Annotated in this window: 21 protein-coding genes, 1 tRNA gene and 1 pseudogene; 11 read left to right on the top strand and 12 right to left on the bottom strand. The window is 54.5% G+C overall.

The window, feature by feature from the left end:
- Nucleotides 1-10: 10 nt before the first annotated feature.
- Both WC612_02020 and ndk read right to left on the bottom strand, forming a co-directional pair.
- Nucleotides 11-760, bottom strand: a complete 750-nt coding sequence (locus WC612_02020) for a sulfur transferase domain-containing protein (GenBank protein ID MFA6279555.1) — start codon at nt 758-760, stop codon at nt 11-13.
- A 29-nt stretch (nt 761-789) separates the two neighbouring features.
- Complete coding sequence (gene ndk / locus WC612_02015; protein ID MFA6279554.1) at nt 790-1,212, bottom strand: nucleoside-diphosphate kinase; 423 nt, start codon at nt 1,210-1,212, stop codon at nt 790-792.
- Between the two features lie 202 nt (nt 1,213-1,414).
- On the opposite strand from ndk, the gene WC612_02010 reads away from it, so the two are divergent.
- Entirely contained in the window at nt 1,415-1,879 is a 465-nt protein-coding gene (locus WC612_02010; GenBank protein ID MFA6279553.1) for a hypothetical protein, read from the top strand.
- On the opposite strand, the gene WC612_02005 is transcribed toward WC612_02010, so the two are convergent.
- Nucleotides 1,876-2,649, bottom strand: coding sequence for an SDR family NAD(P)-dependent oxidoreductase (locus WC612_02005; GenBank protein MFA6279552.1), 774 nt, complete (start codon nt 2,647-2,649; stop codon nt 1,876-1,878). The genes WC612_02010 and WC612_02005 overlap by 4 nt on opposite strands.
- Before the next feature lie 473 nt (nt 2,650-3,122).
- Between WC612_02005 and WC612_02000 the strand changes: the two genes are divergently transcribed.
- Nucleotides 3,123-3,458 carry a hypothetical protein gene (locus tag WC612_02000; protein MFA6279551.1) on the top strand — a complete coding sequence of 112 codons (336 nt, stop codon included), beginning with the start codon at nt 3,123-3,125 and terminating at the stop codon, nt 3,456-3,458.
- 18 nt (nt 3,459-3,476) lie between these two features.
- On the opposite strand, the gene WC612_01995 is transcribed toward WC612_02000, so the two are convergent.
- The 4 genes from WC612_01995 to ruvX all read right to left on the bottom strand — a co-directional run bounded on the left by WC612_01995 (nt 3,477) and on the right by ruvX (nt 6,782).
- Nucleotides 3,477-4,568 carry a WD40 repeat domain-containing protein gene (locus tag WC612_01995; GenBank protein ID MFA6279550.1) on the bottom strand — a complete coding sequence of 364 codons (1,092 nt, stop codon included), beginning with the start codon at nt 4,566-4,568 and terminating at the stop codon, nt 3,477-3,479.
- Nucleotides 4,569-4,813: 245 nt separating this feature from the next.
- Nucleotides 4,814-5,722, bottom strand: coding sequence for a complex I NDUFA9 subunit family protein (locus WC612_01990; protein MFA6279549.1), 909 nt, complete (start codon nt 5,720-5,722; stop codon nt 4,814-4,816).
- Entirely contained in the window at nt 5,719-6,291 is a 573-nt protein-coding gene (locus WC612_01985) for a flavodoxin domain-containing protein (GenBank protein ID MFA6279548.1), read from the bottom strand. Before WC612_01985 ends, WC612_01990 begins: the two co-directional genes overlap by 4 nt.
- Nucleotides 6,288-6,782 carry a Holliday junction resolvase RuvX gene (ruvX, locus tag WC612_01980; protein ID MFA6279547.1) on the bottom strand — a complete coding sequence of 165 codons (495 nt, stop codon included), beginning with the start codon at nt 6,780-6,782 and terminating at the stop codon, nt 6,288-6,290. The genes WC612_01985 and ruvX overlap by 4 nt, the downstream gene beginning before the upstream one ends.
- On the opposite strand from ruvX, the gene WC612_01975 reads away from it, so the two are divergent.
- The 7 genes from WC612_01975 to WC612_01945 all read left to right on the top strand — a co-directional run bounded on the left by WC612_01975 (nt 6,775) and on the right by WC612_01945 (nt 11,861).
- Entirely contained in the window at nt 6,775-6,990 is a 216-nt protein-coding gene (locus WC612_01975; protein MFA6279546.1) for a hypothetical protein, read from the top strand. The genes ruvX and WC612_01975 overlap by 8 nt on opposite strands.
- A 34-nt stretch (nt 6,991-7,024) precedes the next feature.
- Nucleotides 7,025-7,315, top strand: coding sequence for an Asp-tRNA(Asn)/Glu-tRNA(Gln) amidotransferase subunit GatC (gatC, locus tag WC612_01970; GenBank protein ID MFA6279545.1), 291 nt, complete (start codon nt 7,025-7,027; stop codon nt 7,313-7,315).
- A 127-nt stretch (nt 7,316-7,442) separates the two neighbouring features.
- On the top strand, nt 7,443-8,927 hold the full coding sequence (gene gatA, locus WC612_01965; protein MFA6279544.1) for an Asp-tRNA(Asn)/Glu-tRNA(Gln) amidotransferase subunit GatA: 1,485 nt from the start codon (nt 7,443-7,445) through the stop codon (nt 8,925-8,927).
- A gap of 329 nt (nt 8,928-9,256) precedes the next feature.
- Nucleotides 9,257-9,330: transfer RNA gene (locus tag WC612_01960), tRNA-Gly, on the top strand.
- A gap of 163 nt (nt 9,331-9,493) precedes the next feature.
- Nucleotides 9,494-10,735 carry an integrase arm-type DNA-binding domain-containing protein gene (locus WC612_01955; protein MFA6279543.1) on the top strand — a complete coding sequence of 414 codons (1,242 nt, stop codon included), beginning with the start codon at nt 9,494-9,496 and terminating at the stop codon, nt 10,733-10,735.
- Nucleotides 10,732-11,565 (top strand): hypothetical protein, encoded by an 834-nt coding sequence (locus WC612_01950; GenBank protein ID MFA6279542.1) that lies wholly within the window; start codon nt 10,732-10,734, stop codon nt 11,563-11,565. The genes WC612_01955 and WC612_01950 overlap by 4 nt, the downstream gene beginning before the upstream one ends.
- Nucleotides 11,566-11,645: 80 nt before the next feature.
- Nucleotides 11,646-11,861, top strand: a complete 216-nt coding sequence (locus WC612_01945; protein ID MFA6279541.1) for an AlpA family transcriptional regulator — start codon at nt 11,646-11,648, stop codon at nt 11,859-11,861.
- A gap of 596 nt (nt 11,862-12,457) precedes the next feature.
- Here WC612_01945 and WC612_01940 read toward each other — a convergent pair.
- Nucleotides 12,458-12,868, bottom strand: coding sequence for a hypothetical protein (locus WC612_01940; GenBank protein ID MFA6279540.1), 411 nt, complete (start codon nt 12,866-12,868; stop codon nt 12,458-12,460).
- A 227-nt stretch (nt 12,869-13,095) separates the two neighbouring features.
- Between WC612_01940 and WC612_01935 the strand changes: the two are divergent.
- Nucleotides 13,096-13,476: pseudogene (locus tag WC612_01935) on the top strand (type ISP restriction/modification enzyme).
- 177 nt (nt 13,477-13,653) lie between these two features.
- The gene (locus WC612_01930) at nt 13,654-14,886 is read left to right on the top strand and encodes an HD domain-containing protein (protein MFA6279539.1); all 1,233 of its coding nucleotides are present in this window, start codon (nt 13,654-13,656) and stop codon (nt 14,884-14,886) included.
- 118 nt (nt 14,887-15,004) lie between these two features.
- On the opposite strand, the gene WC612_01925 is transcribed toward WC612_01930, so the two are convergent.
- Genes WC612_01925 through mnmG form a run of 4 tightly spaced genes read right to left on the bottom strand, consistent with a single transcriptional unit; the run spans nt 15,005 to nt 19,341 of the window.
- Nucleotides 15,005-15,925 carry a ParB/RepB/Spo0J family partition protein gene (locus WC612_01925; protein MFA6279538.1) on the bottom strand — a complete coding sequence of 307 codons (921 nt, stop codon included), beginning with the start codon at nt 15,923-15,925 and terminating at the stop codon, nt 15,005-15,007.
- Nucleotides 15,926-15,951: 26 nt separating this feature from the next.
- Nucleotides 15,952-16,782: a ParA family protein gene (locus tag WC612_01920; GenBank protein ID MFA6279537.1), complete on the bottom strand. Its 831-nt coding sequence runs from the start codon at nt 16,780-16,782 to the stop codon at nt 15,952-15,954.
- Nucleotides 16,748-17,449 (bottom strand): 16S rRNA (guanine(527)-N(7))-methyltransferase RsmG, encoded by a 702-nt coding sequence (rsmG, locus tag WC612_01915; GenBank protein MFA6279536.1) that lies wholly within the window; start codon nt 17,447-17,449, stop codon nt 16,748-16,750. Before rsmG ends, WC612_01920 begins: the two co-directional genes overlap by 35 nt.
- Entirely contained in the window at nt 17,446-19,341 is a 1,896-nt protein-coding gene (mnmG, locus tag WC612_01910; GenBank protein MFA6279535.1) for a tRNA uridine-5-carboxymethylaminomethyl(34) synthesis enzyme MnmG, read from the bottom strand. The genes rsmG and mnmG overlap by 4 nt, the downstream gene beginning before the upstream one ends.
- Nucleotides 19,342-19,402 lie beyond the last annotated feature (61 nt).

Here is a 19,402-nt window from a genome sequence, read left to right as displayed (position 1 = left end):
GCGGCCTTTTTTATTCCCGCCGTAAAACAAGATCGCCAAGCCAGCTGACAAAGCGGCGGGGTTTATACACGGCCATAATGGCCTCACGGTCATAAGCGGGGCTTTGCGCCCAAGCCAGAAAGGTCACGCCCTCTTGCGCGGCAGCTTTTTGATACGCCGCCAAAAACGCATCCAAAACGCCCGTTTTGGACGAAGCCAGATGCCCATAGCGCAAGGAAAGCTGTTTTTGTGCTTCCTCAACAGACCGCCCATCATGGATCATAAGGCAAAGCGCCGCCGCCAGCCCCGTTCGATCCGCGCCGGACTTACAGTGCATAAGAGCGGGATAAGTGGTCGTTGAAAACACCTGCGCCAATTCCGCGATCTTTTCGCGGGTCGGTGGGCGCTTTGATTCCATCGTGACATTAACAAGCGCTATGCCATGGCGCTGGCAGGCCTGCTCTTCAAGATAATAGGACGCGCAGTCCCTCTCGCCGCGCAGATTGATAATGGTGCGAATCCCCGCCTTGGCCAGACCACGAATCTGAAAGGGATGGGGCTGCCCCGCTCGCCACAGCTTTTCCGTCACGCGATGCTTGTTCAAAAACAAAAAGCTGAAAAGCGTATTATCGATAAAAAGGGTTTCGAAATGCGCGAGGCAGCGCTGCCACGGCGTTTGCACGCGGCCACGCTTGGCCTTGAGGACATGCTCAAAAAAAGCCAACCCCCGTAAAAGCGGGTTTTTGCTGCGGCAATAAAAGGGGGGCAGAAATTTGTTCATACCCCCCCTTTTTAACACAACAGGCCTCTTTAGCCCACGATTTCCGTCTGGCTGAAGAAATAGGCAATTTCAATCGCCGCATTTTCTTCGCTGTCCGACCCGTGAACTGAGTTTGCTTCGATGCTTTCGGCCAGTTCCTTGCGGATTGTGCCAGCGTCCGCATTCGCGGGGTTGGTCGCACCCATCACGTCGCGGTTTTTCTGGACGGCGTTTTCGCCTTCTAAAACCTGCAACACGACGGGACCAGAGGTCATAAACGTGCAAAGATCGTTGAAGAAGGGGCGCTCACGGTGAACGGCATAAAACCCTTCCGCCTGTGCGCGGGTCAATAAAACGCGGCGCTGCGCGATGATGCGAAGACCTGCGGCCTCTAGCATGGCGTTAACCTTGCCCGTTATGTTACGGCGCGTGGCGTCAGGCTTGATAATCGAAAAAGTGCGTTGGATAGCCATGGGAACGATCTCCTTTAAAGACATGTTTTGTTGTCGCGCTTATAGCCAGCCTCCTCCAACAAAACAAGGGGATGCCATTGTTTTTCTTTTAGCAGCCCGCCCGAAAGACAGCATGAAACTATTAACGCCCCTGTTTTTCTTTGATCCCGCGCCGCTGCTCGTGTACAATAAGCCTTGTCATTTTCAGTGGAAAGGATTGACCATGAACAATAAAAAACAAATGCAGGCCCCTCTTTATATTGCCGATGCATCGGGAACTTCCCACGTTCACCTTTATGCGCCCGCTCTTTTTCTTGCCGAGTATGCCGATCGTCGTTTTATGGTGAACGCCGCCACCAAAGAAGAGGCCGCCGCTTTTATCGGGCCACATGTCTGGAGCCAGAATCTCTCCTTCGCACCCGCTATTCCGGCCGAGGTGCTCAAAAACAAATGTGATTATTTGTATGTCGTGAATGGGTCGAAGGACGTCATGACAGGATACGCCCTTAACGCCGACGATATCGCGAAGGGAAAACGTGATGGAACGGCTATTTTTTCCCTTCTTAAAATTATGCCCCCGAATGAGCCCGCCGTTATTTCAGAGGCCTTTTTGGGTCAATATCCCACACGCTTGAGCACAGGGGGGCACCGACTCCCCACGGCAACAGCCGCTACCCTCGCCCTTTAACCGAGGGACTCTACGCCCCTTTTTCTTGGCAGACGGCGAAAGAGCCCGTCTGCCAAGTTGGGGGAAAGCGCGGACATAAGCCACACCAGCGCCGCCAGCCGCCACGGGAAAACGATGCGGGCTTTATTTTTCTCTAGCCCCCTTTTCATGATCCGCGCCGCCTTATCGGCCTCCATCAAAAACGGCATCGGAAAGCCGTTTTGCCCTGTCATCGGCGTCTTCACAAAGCCCGGACAAATCACATTGATCTTGATGCCCTGCGGCGCAAGCTCGTCCCGCAAGGCTTCGCCATACACACGCACAGCCGCCTTGCTGGCGCAATAGGCGGGCGCACCCGCAAGCCCCCGAAAGCTAGCCAGTGAGGCCATGATGGCAATCTGCCCGCGCCCACGCGGCTTCATTAACGCCAAAGCAGGATGGATCGTGTTAAAAACGCCCTGCACATTGGTTTCCATAACGGCCTTCGTTTGGGCAGGCGTTTCTCCACCCCCGCCCGTTCCCGCCGAAATACCCGCATTAGCAATCACCAGATTAAGCGGCGCGGTTTGATCGCACTGATCAATCCACGAAGCCATGGCCGCGCCATCCGTCACGTCCACAATGGTCGCCTCAACGCACGCGCCCTTAGCGCGGCAACGGGCGGCGACACCCTCCAACCTTGCAGCATCACGCCCGCTTAAAAAAAGGGTCACGTCAGGCGCGGCATATGACTGCGCCAACGCCGCGCCAAGGCCGCTTGAGCCACCCGTAATCAGAATGCTGGTTTCCATTTTTTGCTCCTATAGCCGAGACTTTTGATTTCCATGCCCCCCTAGCCGTCACTGCGAGGAGCCTTGAAAAGGCGACGCGGCAGTCCATCTCCTAGATTGGCAAACATTCTCAAAAACGGCAAATACAGGAGATGGATTGCCGCGCTCCCGTTGGTCGCTCGCAATGACGAGAACATATTACTGAAATTATTCGACCCAGCCCCGCGCAACTTTATTACACGGAACGCAACAAAACGTCATGAAAGTATAAAAATGCGCATTTTTTCATTGTTTTTTGTCGCGCCATAGGTGATACTTCTTTTCATGACGAAACGCACTGACCATATCTTATTTTCTGCCGCGCTGCTAGGCCGCCTTACGGGGCGACTTACGCGGCAAGCGCATTTATAAAACGATCTGACCCCATTGATAGCACCAGAAAAAGCCGCCACCCCCTCAAGGGGTCAAGCACAAACCATAAAAAGGAGCCCGCCATGTTTCCCACATTTGCCCAATTCGACGCCATATTCCCCACCAAAGAACAGCCCCAGTTTTCTTCTTGCGATATTGCACACGATAACGGGCGTGTGGCCATTGCCTATAAAAACTCAGACGGTGTGGCGGCTTTTTTTTCGATAAATGGCCGTGAAGCAACAGCCGTTGCCGCCGCCATAAAAGAAGCTCAACCGTCTCTGAACAACGGCGGAGCCATTGTTGCAAATTTCAAAACCGCAAGCAATCTGTCCGTTCCCGTTTCCCTATCTCCTAGAATGGCTACGTCCTTTGCCGATGCGGTGCTTGCAGCAGCGACCTCCTGCGTTCCCGCATAAGGACAAAAACAGGCAACCCTATCCCCCAAACCGCCCGCGCACAAAGCCCGCGATTGAGGAATGTGTGAAAAGAAGCAAATGGCCATTTTCTAGGCCAACAACGAGGCCATCGCCCTCACCGCTCCACACCATCCCCACAACGCCCGCACCGCGCGCCGCCACAGGCGGGTGGATCATAATCTCCATCCGTCCATCAAGCGGCGCAAGGATCACCATCCCGTCATCATAGCCCGCCGCGACCACAGGATCGACAGGATGGGGCGCGACGTGGCCCACCAGCCGCGCTTCAGCGCCGCCCAGCATAAGGGGGCTTTTGTCCCACGGACCCTCGCCGCCAAACGGCCAGCAAACAACTTGCGCCGCGCCACTGGTCGCCAGATATTTTCCGCCCGTTGTAAAGCGCATCGAGGCAATTTTCGTTTCATAGCCCTGCATGTGCATCTCACGCCCCTCTTCGGGCGACGGGACGCCGCCTTGAAACAGCCAGCCATGCACCGCGCCATCCTGCATCGAGGACAAAAGAAACTGGCCGTCAGGACTCCACAAAAGGGAAAGGTGCGAGCCTTTCCAAGGCAAAAGGGTGGGGGCCTTTAAAGGCTTCTTGCACGACAACACGCTCACGCCACCGTAATGGCTGATGGCAAGCAGCTGGCCATCGGGGCTAAACGCCAGCCCGCCGATGCTGCTGGGCAACGTCAAAGGAGGGGCATATTCTTGCGCAGCGTCATCCAAACGATAAAGCATCTTTCCAATGGCATAGGCGCGAAGCCCCTCGCTGGATGAGGCGACATGATCAATCCATTTGCCCGCGTGCTCGGCCAAAAGCGTTGGCACATCAATTTGCGGATCGACTAAAAGGAGGCGGCCATCATCGCCGCCCGACAAAAAGGCATGATCGTCAGCGTCTGCCGCGATTTCCAGACTCACGCCCTGATGCCCCGCGATAAGGCGCGGCGGCGCGCCCGTATCGCTGGACGGCACGACAACCAGCGCCCCGTCGCCCAAAGCGCCCAAAGCCCAATCGCCACGACGGTTGGGGGACAGCCCCCACAGGGGTCGATCAAGTTTCCAGTGCCGCGCCGCGGCTGAAGAGGGGGGAGAAGAAGTCACGCGCAGATTACCTTACAGTTCAACTGATTATTTTTTAATGGCAAGATAAACCTCAGTCTTCCTGTCATCCCGACGAAAGTCGGGATCCAGTCGCGCGGCGTCTGCCGCGCACATGAGTCTTTTGCCGCGCAGACGCGCGGCGCTGGATTCCGGCCTTCGCCGGAATGACGATCTGTTTTTTTGATATCTCTCATAAAAAACAAAACGTGGGTGTGTAGGGTGGGGTGGATCACGCACAAAATCCTTCAGCACAAATAAGTCGGCAAAATATCTTCCAGCGGCGCGGGCGTGATGCCCCACTGGGGCAACGCGCTGCCGTCCCGCGAAAGACTGTCCGTCAGCAACAGATCAATGTGCTCTCGCGTTAATGGGGGCGAGGGCAGTAGAGAAAGAAGCTTCACCACCGCCCGCGCAAGCCAAACAGGCACGGGAAACAAAATACATTTTTTATTCATCACGCGGGCCGTGACCAGCATCAAGTCACGCAAGGAATAAGTGCGCGGGCCGACAAGATCAAACGTGCCGCCTTGCGCGGAGGGGTTGCTTAGCGCGACCATGATGGCCGCTGCCACATCGCCGACATAAACGGGCTGAAAGCGCGCCACCCCGCCACTCAGCAGGGGAAGAAAAAGCCAATACCGCGCCATCAACGCAAGGCGCGTAAAAAAGCGATCGCGGGGGCCGAACATCAGGCTGGGTCGAAAGATCACGGCGCTAGGGAAAAAGGCGCGAACGGCTTCCTCGCCCCGCACCTTGGTTTGCGCAAAGCATGAGGCGGCGCGACGATCCTGCCCCAACGAAGAAATGTGGACAAAATGTTTCACGCCCGCGCTCTTCGCAAGCCGCGCCAGTCGCGCCGCTGTCTCGACAGGGGCAAGCGATGCTCCCTTTTTGTTTTTTTCGCACAAGGGGCCGATCAGGTTGATGGCAACGTCACAGCCCTCAACCGCCAGCGCGACCGAAGCGTCCGACCTTATAGACGCCAAGAACGGGATGACCTGCCCCACCGCGCCCAGAACTTTGAGGTCCTGCGCCTTATTCAAATCCCGCGTTGGCACGCGCACCGTATAGCCCTTGGCCACCAAGGCCTGCACAACGGTATGCCCCAAAAAGCCGGAGCCGCCAAAAACAATGGCTACCCGCGCGGACGTCATGCCACTTCTTCCTCTTGAACAGGTGGAGCCAAAAGCGCAACGCGTTTGGCCAAAGACTCAACCTTATCCCACGGCGTAAAATCGATGGCCGCGTCCAGATTTGTTGGCCCGCCCGTTATTTTCATAATCAAGCGGATCGCTTGCTTTTCCCACCAGCTATAAAGTTTGTAATCCAGCTTGCCCGCAAAAACCGTCGCGATAAAAGGACGGAGGCCATGCTTTTTCACCCACCTCCCCAAATAGGGATTGGCCTCTGGCGTGTCCTTGCCCTTTTTCCGCGCCGTCAAATTGATCGAGACCAAAACCAACGGCTGCTCGTTTAACGTTTTCTTATGGCGCTTGATAAAATCATCGACAGGCGGCAAATGCTTGCCAAAGCGTATAGGCGCAATAACAAAACACGCCGTCGAATCGTCCCATAAGGCCACGGGCGGCTGATCGCGTCCCAAATCAAAAGCGACGGCTTCGTGCCCCATCGTCGTTAAATGGCCCGCCAAAAAGGTCGCGACCCGCGCCGCCTGACCATCACGCGAGGCATAAAAAAGTGAGAAACGGGCAGGTTCGTTCATGCACTCTCCTTCTTCATCGATTGCAGGGCATCCAGCGCCCCTTGCAGAATATAGGCGGCGGCGGCTTTATCAACCGTTTCGTCCCGTTGCTTGCGTGAGCGATCATCCGCGATCATGGCGCGGGTTACCGCCGCCGTGGAAAAACGCTCGTCCCAAAAGGCAATCGGCATGTTGGGGTGAGGCAGCGCAGCGCGGCGCATAAGGTTCGAGGCGAACGTCCGAACCGCCTGCGCCATGGGGCCTTCGGTTCCATCCATATTCTTAGGCAGGCCCAGAATAAGGCCACCGATGTTGCGCTCAGTAATAATTTGGCTCAAAACCTCGCGATCTTGCGTGAATTTGCGCCTTACCAGCCCCATAAGGGGCGAGGCCACCCGCGAGGCGGGGTCCGCTATAGCGACGCCAATGACAACGCTGCCGTAATCCAGCCCCAAAAGGCATTGGTCGGGCTTTAACAGGGCGGGCATATCGGAAAGGTTGCAGATGGCCATGGCCGATGATAGCTTGCTTTTGGCTTTTTGCCAAAGACTCTGTACTCAAAAAATTTCGAAAGGTTTGCGCGATAAGAAAACAAACGGGACCCCCGCTTTTGCGGGGGTGACGGAGCGGGAGAAACGGAAAACAAAAACCGTCATTCCCGCGAAAGCGGGAATCCCGTTTTCTTTTTCTATACAATCGCACTCTCCTTTTGAAGCATGAAGCGTTTATAAAAACCTTTCACCTGTGGGATGCCATGACCGTCGATATCAACACCGTTGTCAAAATCGCGCGCCTTGCGTGCCTTAAAATCCCGCCCGAACAGCAACAAAGCGTTGCGGGCGACCTTAACAAAATCCTTGCTTGGGTTGGCCAGCTGGACGAAGTGAACGTCGAGGGCGTGGAGCCGATGGCCAACGTCAACGATGCCTCTCTCGGCTGGCGTGAACAAGACGTCGTTACCGATGGCGATAAGCCGCAAGATATCCTTGCCAACGCGCCCTCTAAAACCGCTGACTTCTTTACCGTCCCTAAGGTGGTGGAATAAAAAATAAAAACGGGATCCCCGCTTGCGCGGGGATGACGAAGGGGACAACCAATTTCCCTTTCCCGTCACTCCCGCGAAAGCGGGAGTCCCGTTTGTTAAAACAACCTGTTAGTTTGGAAAAACGACCATGACCGATTTAACCGATCTTTCGATGACGCAGGCCTTGGCTGGCCTTGCGAAAAAAGAATTCTCTGCTGTTGAGCTGACCGACCGCTATATCAAAGCCAGCGTCAAGGGGCAGGCCGCCACCAACGCCTATATCGTCACAACCTTTGATCAGGCACGCGAGGCCGCCAAGGCTTCGGATGCGCGACGCGCGGCGGGACATGCGGGGGCCATGGACGGCACCCCTATTGCCATGAAAGATTTGTATTGCACCAAGGGCGTGCAAACGACGGCGGGCAGCAAGATTTTAGAAGGCTTCGTCCCCCCTTATGAATCCACCGTGTCGCAAAAACTGGCAGACGCTGGGTGCATCACCTTGGGCAAGGCCAACTTGGATGAGTTCGCGATGGGCTCCTCCAACACCACGTCGGCCTATGGCAATGTCATTAGCCCTTGGTCGGGCGAAGACCCCGCGAACGCGGTGCGTAAGCTGGTTCCGGGCGGCTCTTCGGGCGGCAGTGCCGCCGCCGTAGCGGGACGCATGGCGCTGGCCGCAACGGGGACGGATACAGGCGGGTCGATCCGCCAGCCCGCCGCTATCACGGGCATCGTCGGCATTAAGCCGACCTATGGCCGCTGCTCACGCTTTGGCATTATCGCCTATGCCTCGTCACTCGATCAGGCAGGGCCCATGACGCGCACCGTCGCTGATGCCGCGCTTATGCTGCGCGAAATGGCGGGACATGATCCTAAAGATTCCACCTCGGTGGATTTGCCTGTGCCTGATTTTACGCAAGCGCTCGGCCAGTCTATCAAGGGGCTTCGCGTCGGCATCCCTCGCGAATATCGCATTGATGGCATTCCTGCCGAAATCGATGGCATTTGGGAAAAGGCCGCGCAAATGCTGCGCGAAGCGGGCGCAGAGGTGGTTGAGCTTTCGCTGCCTCATACCAAATACGCCCTGCCCACCTATTACATCATCGCGCCCGCCGAGGCGTCATCGAACCTAGCCCGCTATGACGGCGTGCGCTTTGGCAAGCGGGTCGGCGGCGAAAGCCTTGCCGACATGTATGAAAACACGCGAGGCGCGGGCTTTGGCGTTGAGGTGCGCCGCCGCATCCTGATGGGAACGTATGTGCTATCAGCGGGCTATTACGATGCCTATTATAAAAAAGCGCAGCGCGTGCGCCGCCTGATCCGGCAAGATTTTATCGACGCCTTTGAAAAGTGCGACGTGATACTGACGCCCTCCGCGCCATCAACGGCTTTTGCCATTGGCGAGAACGAAGACGATCCCATTAAAATGTATTTGGAGGACGTTTTCACCGTCACGCTCAACCTTGCGGGATTACCGGGCATCGTCGTGCCAATGCAGCTTTGCGCAAACGGTTTGCCCATGGGGCTGCAGTTGATCGGGAAGGCCTTTGACGAAATGACGTTGTTTAAGGCCGCCTCGGCCCTTGAATCGGCAGCAGGCTTTGCGGCAAAACCTCCGTTTGTGGGGTAAGACGGAATCTAGTTGAGCCCTTTTTTGAGGCGTTGAAACCGGATCAAAAGATTGTTATGGTGCAGCCCACAAACGGGCGGGCCTTGTTTGCTTTTATTGCGGGCAGGTCTCAATGCCCGCGAGCGTAGGCGAGCAAAAAGCTAAATGTTATACCAATGGAACGATGACGTGACTCATTAAGATAGAAAACAAACTGGATTCCCGCTTTCGCGGGAATGACGGCTTTGTTTTTAATATCAATCCACAAGTGTCATCCCCGCGAAAGCGGGGATCCAGTTTTCTTATTTTTTTAATGGATCGTTTCAAAAGGCTGTTGGTGTTATTTGTATGCGGGTGTAGCTCAATGGTAGAGCAGGAGCTTCCCAAGCTTCTTACGAGGGTTCGATTCCCTTCACCCGCTCCATCTTCTGATTTCAAAGCATCCCAAATCATCCAATACCTCTTGAATTTCTCTGCAAAAGCTGGGCATTATTGTCCAGTGCCGTCCAAGGATGCTTTTCTACACCCTGCCCAATTGGGGGCATAAGTGGGGGCAGAACCTCTGGGGGCACAGAAAATATGCCCCCATGCCCCTGACAAATACCACTTGCAAGAACGAAAAACCCCGAGCAAATGCCTTTAAGCTGTCGGACGGCGGCGGCCTGTATCTTGAAGTCATGCCGAACGGCAGTAAATACTGGCGGCTAAAATATCGCTTTGTGAACAAAGAGAAGCGGCTCGCCTTGGGTGTCTATCCCGAAGTTTCCCTGCTTGATGCCCGCGAACGGCGCGAAGCTGCCCGTAAGCTTCTTGCCCAAGGAACAGACCCCGGCCAAGCCAAGCAAGAAAGAAAACGCCAGATCGCGCTAAACGCTAACAACACTTTTGAGGTTGTTGCGAGAGAGTGGCACGAACACCAAAAAGCACGGTGGTCGCAAGGCCATGCAAAGGACATTTTGCACAGGCTGGAAATGGACGTTTTTCCCGAACTTGGCTCGCGCCCCATCGCTGACCTCGTTGGTTCTGACGTTCGCGCCCTCATCCAGAAGATCGAAAAGCGCGGGGCTCATGAGATGGCACGTCGTGCCATTCAGTATTGCAGTCAGGTTTTCCGTTACGCCATACTCACAGACCGCGCACAGAACAATCCTGCCCTTGCCTTGCGCGGCATTTTACAGCCCCATACAGCAGGGCACTATGCAGCAATCGACGCGGACGAACTTCCGGCCTTCCTCCTGACGCTTCAAAACAATGATGCCCGTCTCTTTATACAGACCCGTCTTGCTGTTCGTTTTCTCATGCTCACCTTCGTTCGCACGGGAGAAATGCTGAAAGCCACATGGGATGAGTTTGATTTGGATGGCCAGCAATGGGTTGTCCCAACCCCACACACAAAGATGAAGCGATGCCCCCACATCGTTCCTTTATCAAAACAGGCCGTAGGTGTCCTGCGTGAGTTGCATAAACTCACAGGCCAGTGGGAGCTTGTTTTCCCCAATCAGGTTCATCCCAAAAAACACATGAGCGAGAACACGGTTCTAAGTGCGTTGAAGCGGCTCGGGTACAAGGGGAAAATGACAGGTCACGGCTTCCGCGCCCTTGCCATGTCCACGATCAAAGAAAAGCTCGGCTATCGCCATGAAGTCGTTGATCGTCAGCTGGATCACATGCAGCGCAACAAAATCGACGCAGCCTACGACCGCGCCAAGTTTCTCCCTGAGCGCAAAATAATGATGCAGGACTGGGCAGATTATTTGGATCAGGCCACGGCACAAAAAACAGGCAACCAAGAAATACCACCACCTCAACAGGAACAGGGGGCGTCATGACGCAAACCAAAAGCAGATTATATAAACTGAAAGATTGGTATTCGCTTCAAGATGCCGCCAAGAGGGTTTCCTTGGCCTTTGGTGAAGAAATAACTGAGAATGATCTTCTGCAACTTGTCGTCGAAAACACTGTCCGTCTGTCATGGTACATCCGGGGGCGGCCAGCAAGGCGGCTTGCTTCGACGGAAGAAACGTCACCGCATCCCGCTCAAGAGACTATCTCTGAGCTTGAAGGACCGCATCATTTTGAAACAAAAGAAGCCAGCCATACGCGAGATTGGATTATGTCCCTCATCACGGATAAAAGAGGATCGCTTCAATCTTCCATTTACTGGGGTGGGCTGACTGTCTGGGACAAAGAGGGGTTTCAGTGGGAGGTCGTTCGACGGGTCACAGATGAAGAAAAGAGCGACAACGCAAAAAGTTTTGCGGATTTTGAAGCCAGCGTGACTGTCGCTGACGACGCCCCCATAAAAACGCGCTGGCTGTCCGATTACATCAAAGAGACAACATGGCCGGATCGTTCTGAGCTTGGCTTCCAGCGCGTAGATTTAGAGGAGCTGGAAAACGGTGGGAAAGAATGTCCTGCATTGCTGGGAGCTCGAGCGGAAACAACATACCTCAACATCATCGGAACGATGCTTGCTCTGCTTTTGGGAAGGACACCTAACGGCAAGAAACCTGCCCCCTACGGTAACGAAACGGCAGTAATCGCCAAGCTATTAGAGGATTTTCCACAAGAACAAGGCCTATCAAAAAGAACGCTTGAGGATAAGTTTGCGCGTGCGAAAGGGGGGCTAAACAACAACGTTTTTGCGCAATTGCGGTAAGTCTTTCCGCACTTGCGGTGAAGCCACGAGGGCAGTTCTCTACACGGGTCATATCTTGAAACAACCTAGAGGGTTTAGATATGTCTCAAACAATCACAAACGAAAAAATCATCCGCCTTCGCGAGGTTCTTGACCGCACTGGTCTGAGCCGCAGCATGGCCTACGACCTCATCGAGAAGGAGCAATTCCCGCGCCCCGTCAGCCTTGGCGCGAGGGCTGTTGGATGGCTTTCTTCACAGATTGATGCTTGGATAGCAAGCCGCATCCCGACCTCGCGCCAAGCTTCCAGCAATTGAGTGGCGAAGTAAATGGCTCGTTCTTCATCCATTACTTTGCCGTCCAAGGCTCAAAGCCCGTTCAAACAGCTTGCGTTGAGCTATTACGATATGGGTTTGTCCATTTTTCCTTGTTTGGGAGAAGACGGCAAACACCCTCTGGTTAAATGGAAACCATATCAAGACAGGCAGCCCACAAGGTCTGAGCTTGATAAAATGATAGCGCGATTTTCCAACGCAAACATTGGGCTAATCACAGGAAGGCTATCGAATATCACTGTTGTTGACGTTGATGACCCAGCACTTCCGCTAGAGGCCCTTTACGATGAGTTTGGAGAAACCCCTGTGGTTGTTTCCACCCCGCGTGGAGGCAAACATCTCTATTACCGATTTGTCGACGAAAAGAACAGCACCTCTGCCAAACGAAAAATTGATGTGCGTAGCGAGGGTGGATACGTGATCGCACCACCGTCTATTAATCCTGAAATGAACAGACAGTATGTTTTTCTTGAAGGGGACATTTCCTTTCTGGAAGACCTCCCGTGTATAAAAAAACACGAGGCGGGCCCTCGTCGGCAACAAGCAAGGTTGGGGGAAAGGAACACCTCCCTTTTTAATCACCTTGTCAAGGTTGCTGCCAATAATCCTGCCCCATCTAACGCTGCCTCCGGGCGGTCTGTAAAGGGGAGAAGGGTCAGCCATTCTTCTAATTCATATAGTGATTGTTGTAGCATCCATTGTTTTTTCTGCGCCTCTGCCATCCATGTCTGGACCCCAGAAAGAACAAGGCCTGCTTCCAAAATATATCCATTTAAAACAAGGATCGTAAGAATGCCGCGTTTTGATTGGACTGGCAGATTGGAGTGAATAAGCTGGTCCTTATGGCAGGCAACCCCAACATTTATAATACCTGTGTGATCAGAATTTGAGCCCACTGTTACTTTTTGGCATTTTGGGTTCGAGCACAACCACCCCACAGCTTTGGCGAGTTTGTTTTTTGTTGCCTCGGTAAAGTCGTCTCTGGACATAATGGGCACTATCCGGAAAGCTTGAACGAACGTTTCTTAGCATAAATTGTGAAGCTTGGCGGTTTTTAAAAGATACTTTTTGGGGTTTTATGCTTCCGCCCTGCTTCCCCCAGAATGAACGACAAAAAGCCTCTCAGCGCGACCGCTTGTAACCTATTGATATTATCTCGAAAACTGGTGCTGCCGATAGGGATTGAACCGACGATCACGTCTTTAGCAAGGATAAGGCGACGTTTCATGCGTTGGCCACACAGGGAGGCAAGCTTCGCGCCCTACATCTGATGGAAAGCCCCGCACTGGATACGCTCATCACCGCCTATCCTGTCTCCGGCGATCACGAGGTTATTGCCTTGCGGTTCGCGCCGACAAAGGACCATGCCGCCACAGGGCGCGTCTGGATCAACCCCACGCAGTATTTCGATCATGTGCCGCTTGTGGCTTGGGAGTTTTATATTGGCGGCTATCAACCCGCGCAGAAATGGCTCAAGGATCGCAAGGGGCGCAAGCTGACCAGCGACGACCTTATGCACTGGCAGCGCATCATCGTCGCCCTCACCGAAACCGACAAGGTGATGACCGAGATCGACACCATTCCCTTTTTGCCTTAATTCCTAATCAGTTACTTATAGATCGCAATCACGCGCAATCCGTCCCTGCCGACATTAGTTAATGAAACCTTTCCAAAAACACCTCTCGATGGGCGTGTTTTTTTCTTGAGTGTGTAATTGCCATGCTCATACCAAATCGGTATGATGATTTGACAGCAGGAAATCCAAATCAGGGGAATGTGCCATGGAAACGAACTTGATCGCCCTCAAGTTGCTTTTGGATACGCTTCCCGAAACATAACAATTGCTCCGAGAGATTTTGTTGTTTTTCGCCTTGCGGGTCTTCTTCATGACATAGGCCATTACCCGTTCTCTCATGCGATGGAACATGCGATTAGAAGTTATTGCAACGCATCCATAGTCGAAGGCGGACCGCCGTTGAAACCGCTCAAACATGAGGCGGTAAGCAAGCGCGTTCTTGATCAAGATGCCAACATACGCGCGCTTTTAATAGACAACGGAATTGAACCGACGGAGGTTTCAAACATCTTCAACAGAGAGGCCCCGTGTCGTTTTGCAAATCTCGTGAGTTCGGACCTAGATGCAGATCGGATTGATTATTTAATGAGGTCGGCCCACCATACGGGGCTGCCTTATGGTGCTATTGATCTTCCTTACCTACTAAGCCAAATGGGGGTAGATCGCGATGAGCAGATATGCTTGACGGCAAAAGCACTCCGTACAGCAGAACATTTGTTGCTTGGTCGCTTCTTCGATTACCAACAGGTCGTATATCACAAGACCGTTGTTTCAATGGAGTGGCTTTTGAACTGCGTTCTCATCTATTTGTTAAAAAACGGTCGATTGGAAGGCGAAGCGGATCAAATTGAGACCAAAATATCTAACGGCACATGGGAAAGATATGACGACACATACGTCCACGAAAAAATTCGTGAGTTGGCCATAGAAGATGGTTCGGACGAAATTCACGCAAAGGCTCGAGCAATTATACAAAGGAAGCCGCCAAAACTAATTGGTGACGTTGAATATATTGATGCCAGAGGAGAAGAGAGTAAAGACGCTTTTTTGGGTCGACTTCAAGCTCTAAACGAAAAAATAGAAGTGTGGGCGGACCACTACAAAATCCCAGCTTCTTATTGGAATGTTTGGAGTGCTCAGATGAGCATTACAAAAGTTGGGACTTTCGTCCCCGCATCGGAAGGATGCACGGCGTCATCACCCGACAGGGCACACAATGCTGAAAGCTTTGAACAGGCTGTGAGAATTCGAAACGGAGAGGGGGGCTCTGTGTCGATAATGGAGCATAAATCGTCGCTGATGAAGGTGCTCTCCAACCAAACGCTTTATTCAATACGCGTGTACGTTTTGCGCCCCGAAGATAGGCCTGTCGATTTTGATGAAATGAGACAAAGGGTCAAAGGAGATTTCCGATACATGCCGTGGAAATAGCGTCTGGGGGCACAATTGGGGGCATGTTTGAAGTTCACGCCGCCGTCACAATCGTTAAATCAATGCGTTATGGCTTAAATGTGGCTCCCTTCACCGCTCCAAAAAACCGCTCCCGCCCCTACGCCTGCAATTTTTTCAAAACGCCTTCCAGCTGATCAAGGTCGTTGTAGTGAAGTGTCAGCGTTCCGGTCGTTGAGGTCAGCACGTGGATCTTGATCTTCAACCCCAGTGAACGGCCAATGTCGCGCTCTAGCGCAAGGATGTTGGGATCACTGCTGGTGGACGCCCTCTCCTTCTTCGCAAAACGGCCATCGGATTCTTTTTTGGCCAGCGCCTCGGCTTGGCGAACACTAAGCCCTTTTTTCAAAATTTCATTGGCCAACGCTTCGGGATCCTTGGCCGTAATCACGACCCGCGCATGGCCCATGGTGATCGCGCCGGAATCCAGCATGGCCTTAACGCTGTCCGGCAATTTTAAAAGCCGCAGAAAATTCGTAATGTGCGGGCGGCTTTTCCCGACGATTTTGGCCAGATTTTCTTGCGTGTGGTTGAACTCTTCCAACAGCCGTCTATAGCCCTCGGCCTCCTCAAGCGGCGAGAGGTCCTGACGTTGCACGTTCTCGATCAGGCCGATTTCCATCGCCTCACGATCCGTCATCGCCTTCACGATCACGGGAACCTGATGAAGCCCTGCCTTTTGCGATGCGCGCCAGCGGCGCTCACCCGCGATGATTTCATAGGAGTCTTTTTCACCGGCGATGGGTCGCACCATAAGGGGCTGCAAAACGCCACATTCTTTGATCGAATTGGCTAGCTCTTGGATTGATTCGGCATCGAAATGACGGCGGGGCTGGTAGGCCCCCGGCTGAATCCACTCAATCGGCAAGGACTGAATCGTGGTCCCGTCCTGCGCGGGCTTCACGGCGGCGGGAGCGGCGCGAGACACGGTTTGCGGCCTGTAAGACGCGTCTGTATCCCCGAAAAGGGCGGAAAGGCCGCGGCCAAGGGGGGCTGGTTTTATGTTGGCTTTTGCGTTCATGTCTTTTCCTTTTTAAACACAACTCATTACGCGGCATCAGCCTCTTGCGCCTTATCTTCCTCACGGCGCAAAAACTCGCCCGCCAAAAGCATATAGGCGCGGCTGCCAGAACATTTTAGATCGTAAAGCAAAACAGGCTTGCCGTGGGACGGCGCTTCGGACACGCGCACGTTGCGCGGAATCTCTGTTTCATATACCTGCTCACCAAAAAAGGCGCGGACATCGCTGGCGACCGCTTCCGACAAACTGTTGCGTTTGTCAAACATGGTCAACACAACCCCTTGTATCTCTAGCATCGGATTGAACCGTGCGCGAACGGCATCGACGGTCTGTAAAAGGCTGCTCATTCCTTCCAGCGCATAGAACTCCACCTGCAAAGGAACCAGCAGCGCATGCGCCGCGACCAGCGCGTTGAGCGTGATAAGGTTCAATGAGGGGGGGCAATCGATCAAAATAAAATCGTAATCCTTCGCGCTGCGCTCTAACGCCGCACGCATGCGCGATTCACGCTGTTCGATATTCACCAGTTGAATCTCCGCGCCCGCCAAATCGGCAGAGGATGTGATAATCGAAAGATTGGGGATAGGGGTGGCGACAGCCACGTCCTCAACCGCCAGCCCATCAAACATAAGCTCATAACAGCCAACGCCGCGCTCGCTTCGCGAAAAGCCAAAGCCGGTCGAGGCGTTGCCTTGCGGATCGGCATCAACGATAAGAACGCGCTTGCCCACCGCCGCCATGGCCGTCGCCAGATTGACCGTCGTGGTTGTTTTCCCGACGCCGCCCTTTTGATTGACGACAGCGATCACACGACAAGAAGCGTCATTTTTTGTTGGATACGGGGCGTTTTCTGTCATGTTTTGGACGCGCTTTCAGGTCGCTTATTTGCAAAATAACGCTTGTTGGGGAGGTTAGGCTCTCCCTTTTTTCAACACTGAATGTCCAATATTTATGCGCCTCTGTCAATTCCGCATCGGCCTTTTCGCCCTTTAAAAAGAGGCCGATGGAGTCTTTTTTCATAAAAGGGGCGGCAAGCCCCAATAAATCGGGAAGGGCGGCCAGCGCCCGCGCGGTCACAACATCGCCCTTCAGGCCCTTAAGGGCTTCAATTCGATCCTGATGCACCGTGACGGGAAGGGCCAGCCCTTTGGCTACGGCCTCCAAAAATCTTGCCTTTTTGCCTGTGCTTTCAACACAATGCACCTCGGCCACGCCCATGATGGCTAAAACCAGCGCGGGAAAGCCCGCGCCTGAGCCTAGATCGATAAGCCGCGCCGTCTTGGGCGAGGGGATCAGAGGGAAAAGCTGCGCCGAGTCCAGAAAGTGCCGCTCCCACAGGCAGGGCAGGGTGCTGGCCGCCACCAAATTGATCTTTTCGTTTTCTTCCCGCAAAAGGGCGGCGTAGCTCTCCAGCTTTTCCATCGTTTCACGGGCAACGGGGAAGCTGGCCTTAAAGGCTGCAAGGCCGCCGTCCGAGACCTCTGTTTCACAAGAAACGGGGGGAGAAGAAAAAGAATCCGTCATTCTTGTACCCTTTCTTTGCGCCTTTTCGTAAAGCGTAAAAGCGCCATAATGGCCGCTGGCGTTACGCCCGGGATACGCCCCGCTGTACCCAATGTTTCAGGCCGCACGGCCTCAAGCTTTTGCCGGATTTCGGTGGAAAGCCCGCCCACCGCGCCATAGTCCAGATCGGCGGGGAGGGTGAGCGCCTCATCGCGGCGATAGGCACGAATATCCGCCTCTTGCTGCTGAATATAGCCCGCATAGGCGCTTTCAATCTCCATCTGCGCCTTGACGGCAGGGGAAAGGGCCTTCAGCGCGGGCCAATAGCCCTCCAGACGCTCAAAAGAAAACTCTTGATGCGCCAAAAGCTCACGGGCCGAGCGCCGGATGCCGTCCTGATTGATTTTAAAGCCCGCCTGAGCCAGTTCTTGCGGCGTGGCGGTCAGGGCGTCCATCTGCGCCCTTGCCTGCGTCAGCGCCTCGCTTTTGGCCTCAAAAACACGCTTCCTGTCAGCACCGACGCACCCGATGGCCAACCCGCGCGGCGTGAGCCGCTGATCGGCGTTGTCCGCACGCAGGATAAGGCGGTATTCGGCGCGTGAGGTGAACATGCGGTAAGGCTCGCTCGTGCCCTTGGTGATCAAGTCGTCGATCATCACGCCGATATAGGCCTCATCGCGCCCCAGAACAAAAGGCTCGCGCCCCGCGACCTTCAGCGCGGCATTCAAGCCTGCCATCAGGCCTTGCGCCGCCGCTTCCTCATAACCCGTGGTGGCGTTGATCTGCCCCGCAAAGTATAGCCCCGCGACACGCTTGGTCTCCAACGTCGCGCGAAGCTCTCGCGGGTCGCAATAATCATACTCAACGGCGTAACCATAGCGCAGGATTTCGACCTTTTCCAAGCCGCGGATGGAATGGATCATCGCATCCTGCACATCGCGGGGCAGGGAGGTCGAAATCCCGTTGGGATAAACGGTGTCATCGTCTAGGCCTTCGGGCTCTAAGAAAACCTGATGCCTCTCGCGGCTGGCAAAACGCACGACTTTGTCTTCGATTGACGGGCAATAACGCGGCCCTATGCCTTGAATCTGCCCCGAATAAAGGGGAGCGCGGTGCAAATTGGCGTGGATAATCGCGTGCATTTCCGGCGAGGTGTGCGTGATGCCGCAAGCGATCTGGCGGTTTGTGATAGAGCTTGTCATCATGGAAAAAGGTTCGGGTGGGTTGTCGCCCTCCTGCTTTTCTAAAACGGCCCAATCGATTGTTTTGCTGGAAAGCCTTGCGGGCGTCCCCGTCTTGAGGCGCCCCAAAGGAAAGCCCAGCGCTCGCAGCGCCGCCGCCAATCCCACGGAAGGCGGCTCACCCACGCGCCCGCCGATGATTTTATCCTCGCCGATATGCATCAGGCCATTGAGGAAAGTGCCGGTGGTCACGATCACGGCCGCGCCCGTCAAAGACGCGCCCGCCGCCGAGGTGATGGTGAAAACGCCGTCCTCACCACGCGTCAAATCTTCAACCGACATTTCTAAAATGGTCAGGTTTTCTTGGGCAAAAAGGGTTTCGCGCATCGCTTCGCGGTACAGCTTGCGGTCGGCCTGACAGCGGTGTCCACGCACCGCCGCGCCTTTGCTCTGGTTCAAAACGCGGAAGTGAATGCCCGCCGCATCCGCCACACGCCCCATCAGCCCATCCAGCGCATCGATCTCGCGTACCAATTGGCCCTTGCCAAGGCCGCCAATGGCAGGATTGCACGACATCTCGCCCAGTGTCGCGATGGACAGCGTGGCCAGCAGCGTCTTCGCGCCCAGCCGCGCGGCGGCGGCGGCGGCCTCGCAGCCCGCATGCCCCCCACCGATCACGATCACGTCATAAGCGGCGTTTGGCGCGGCACGGTCGCGTTGTTGGCTGTTCATCTTTATTTCTTCCGGAATCAAAACCATGGCGGTTATCCAAGGCCGTTTGTTGACTTGCCCC

The sequence above is a fragment of the Bdellovibrionales bacterium genome, assembly GCA_041662785.1.
In the GTDB taxonomy this organism is placed as follows: domain Bacteria; phylum Pseudomonadota; class Alphaproteobacteria; order UBA9219; family UBA9219; genus UBA8914.
Note: the sequence above shows the minus strand (reverse complement) of the source record. Positions and strands in the feature narration are given on the sequence as shown.

Coding starts and splice junctions, on each gene's coding strand:
- WC612_02020 (MFA6279555.1), bottom strand. CDS start 760: ATGAACAAATTTCTGCCCCCCTTTTATTGCCGCAGCAAAAACCCGCTT.
- ndk (MFA6279554.1), bottom strand. CDS start 1,212: ATGGCTATCCAACGCACTTTTTCGATTATCAAGCCTGACGCCACGCGC.
- WC612_02010 (MFA6279553.1), top strand. CDS start 1,415: ATGAACAATAAAAAACAAATGCAGGCCCCTCTTTATATTGCCGATGCA.
- WC612_02005 (MFA6279552.1), bottom strand. CDS start 2,649: ATGGAAACCAGCATTCTGATTACGGGTGGCTCAAGCGGCCTTGGCGCG.
- WC612_02000 (MFA6279551.1), top strand. CDS start 3,123: ATGTTTCCCACATTTGCCCAATTCGACGCCATATTCCCCACCAAAGAA.
- WC612_01990 (MFA6279549.1), bottom strand. CDS start 5,722: ATGACGTCCGCGCGGGTAGCCATTGTTTTTGGCGGCTCCGGCTTTTTG.
- WC612_01985 (MFA6279548.1), bottom strand. CDS start 6,291: ATGAACGAACCTGCCCGTTTCTCACTTTTTTATGCCTCGCGTGATGGT.
- WC612_01975 (MFA6279546.1), top strand. CDS start 6,775: ATGGCCATGGCCGATGATAGCTTGCTTTTGGCTTTTTGCCAAAGACTC.
- ruvX (MFA6279547.1), bottom strand. CDS start 6,782: ATGGCCATCTGCAACCTTTCCGATATGCCCGCCCTGTTAAAGCCCGAC.
- gatC (MFA6279545.1), top strand. CDS start 7,025: ATGACCGTCGATATCAACACCGTTGTCAAAATCGCGCGCCTTGCGTGC.
- gatA (MFA6279544.1), top strand. CDS start 7,443: ATGACCGATTTAACCGATCTTTCGATGACGCAGGCCTTGGCTGGCCTT.
- WC612_01955 (MFA6279543.1), top strand. CDS start 9,494: ATGCCCCTGACAAATACCACTTGCAAGAACGAAAAACCCCGAGCAAAT.
- WC612_01950 (MFA6279542.1), top strand. CDS start 10,732: ATGACGCAAACCAAAAGCAGATTATATAAACTGAAAGATTGGTATTCG.
- WC612_01945 (MFA6279541.1), top strand. CDS start 11,646: ATGTCTCAAACAATCACAAACGAAAAAATCATCCGCCTTCGCGAGGTT.
- WC612_01940 (MFA6279540.1), bottom strand. CDS start 12,868: ATGTCCAGAGACGACTTTACCGAGGCAACAAAAAACAAACTCGCCAAA.
- WC612_01930 (MFA6279539.1), top strand. CDS start 13,654: ATGTGCCATGGAAACGAACTTGATCGCCCTCAAGTTGCTTTTGGATAC.
- WC612_01925 (MFA6279538.1), bottom strand. CDS start 15,925: ATGAACGCAAAAGCCAACATAAAACCAGCCCCCCTTGGCCGCGGCCTT.
- WC612_01920 (MFA6279537.1), bottom strand. CDS start 16,782: ATGACAGAAAACGCCCCGTATCCAACAAAAAATGACGCTTCTTGTCGT.
- rsmG (MFA6279536.1), bottom strand. CDS start 17,449: ATGACGGATTCTTTTTCTTCTCCCCCCGTTTCTTGTGAAACAGAGGTC.
- mnmG (MFA6279535.1), bottom strand. CDS start 19,341: ATGAACAGCCAACAACGCGACCGTGCCGCGCCAAACGCCGCTTATGAC.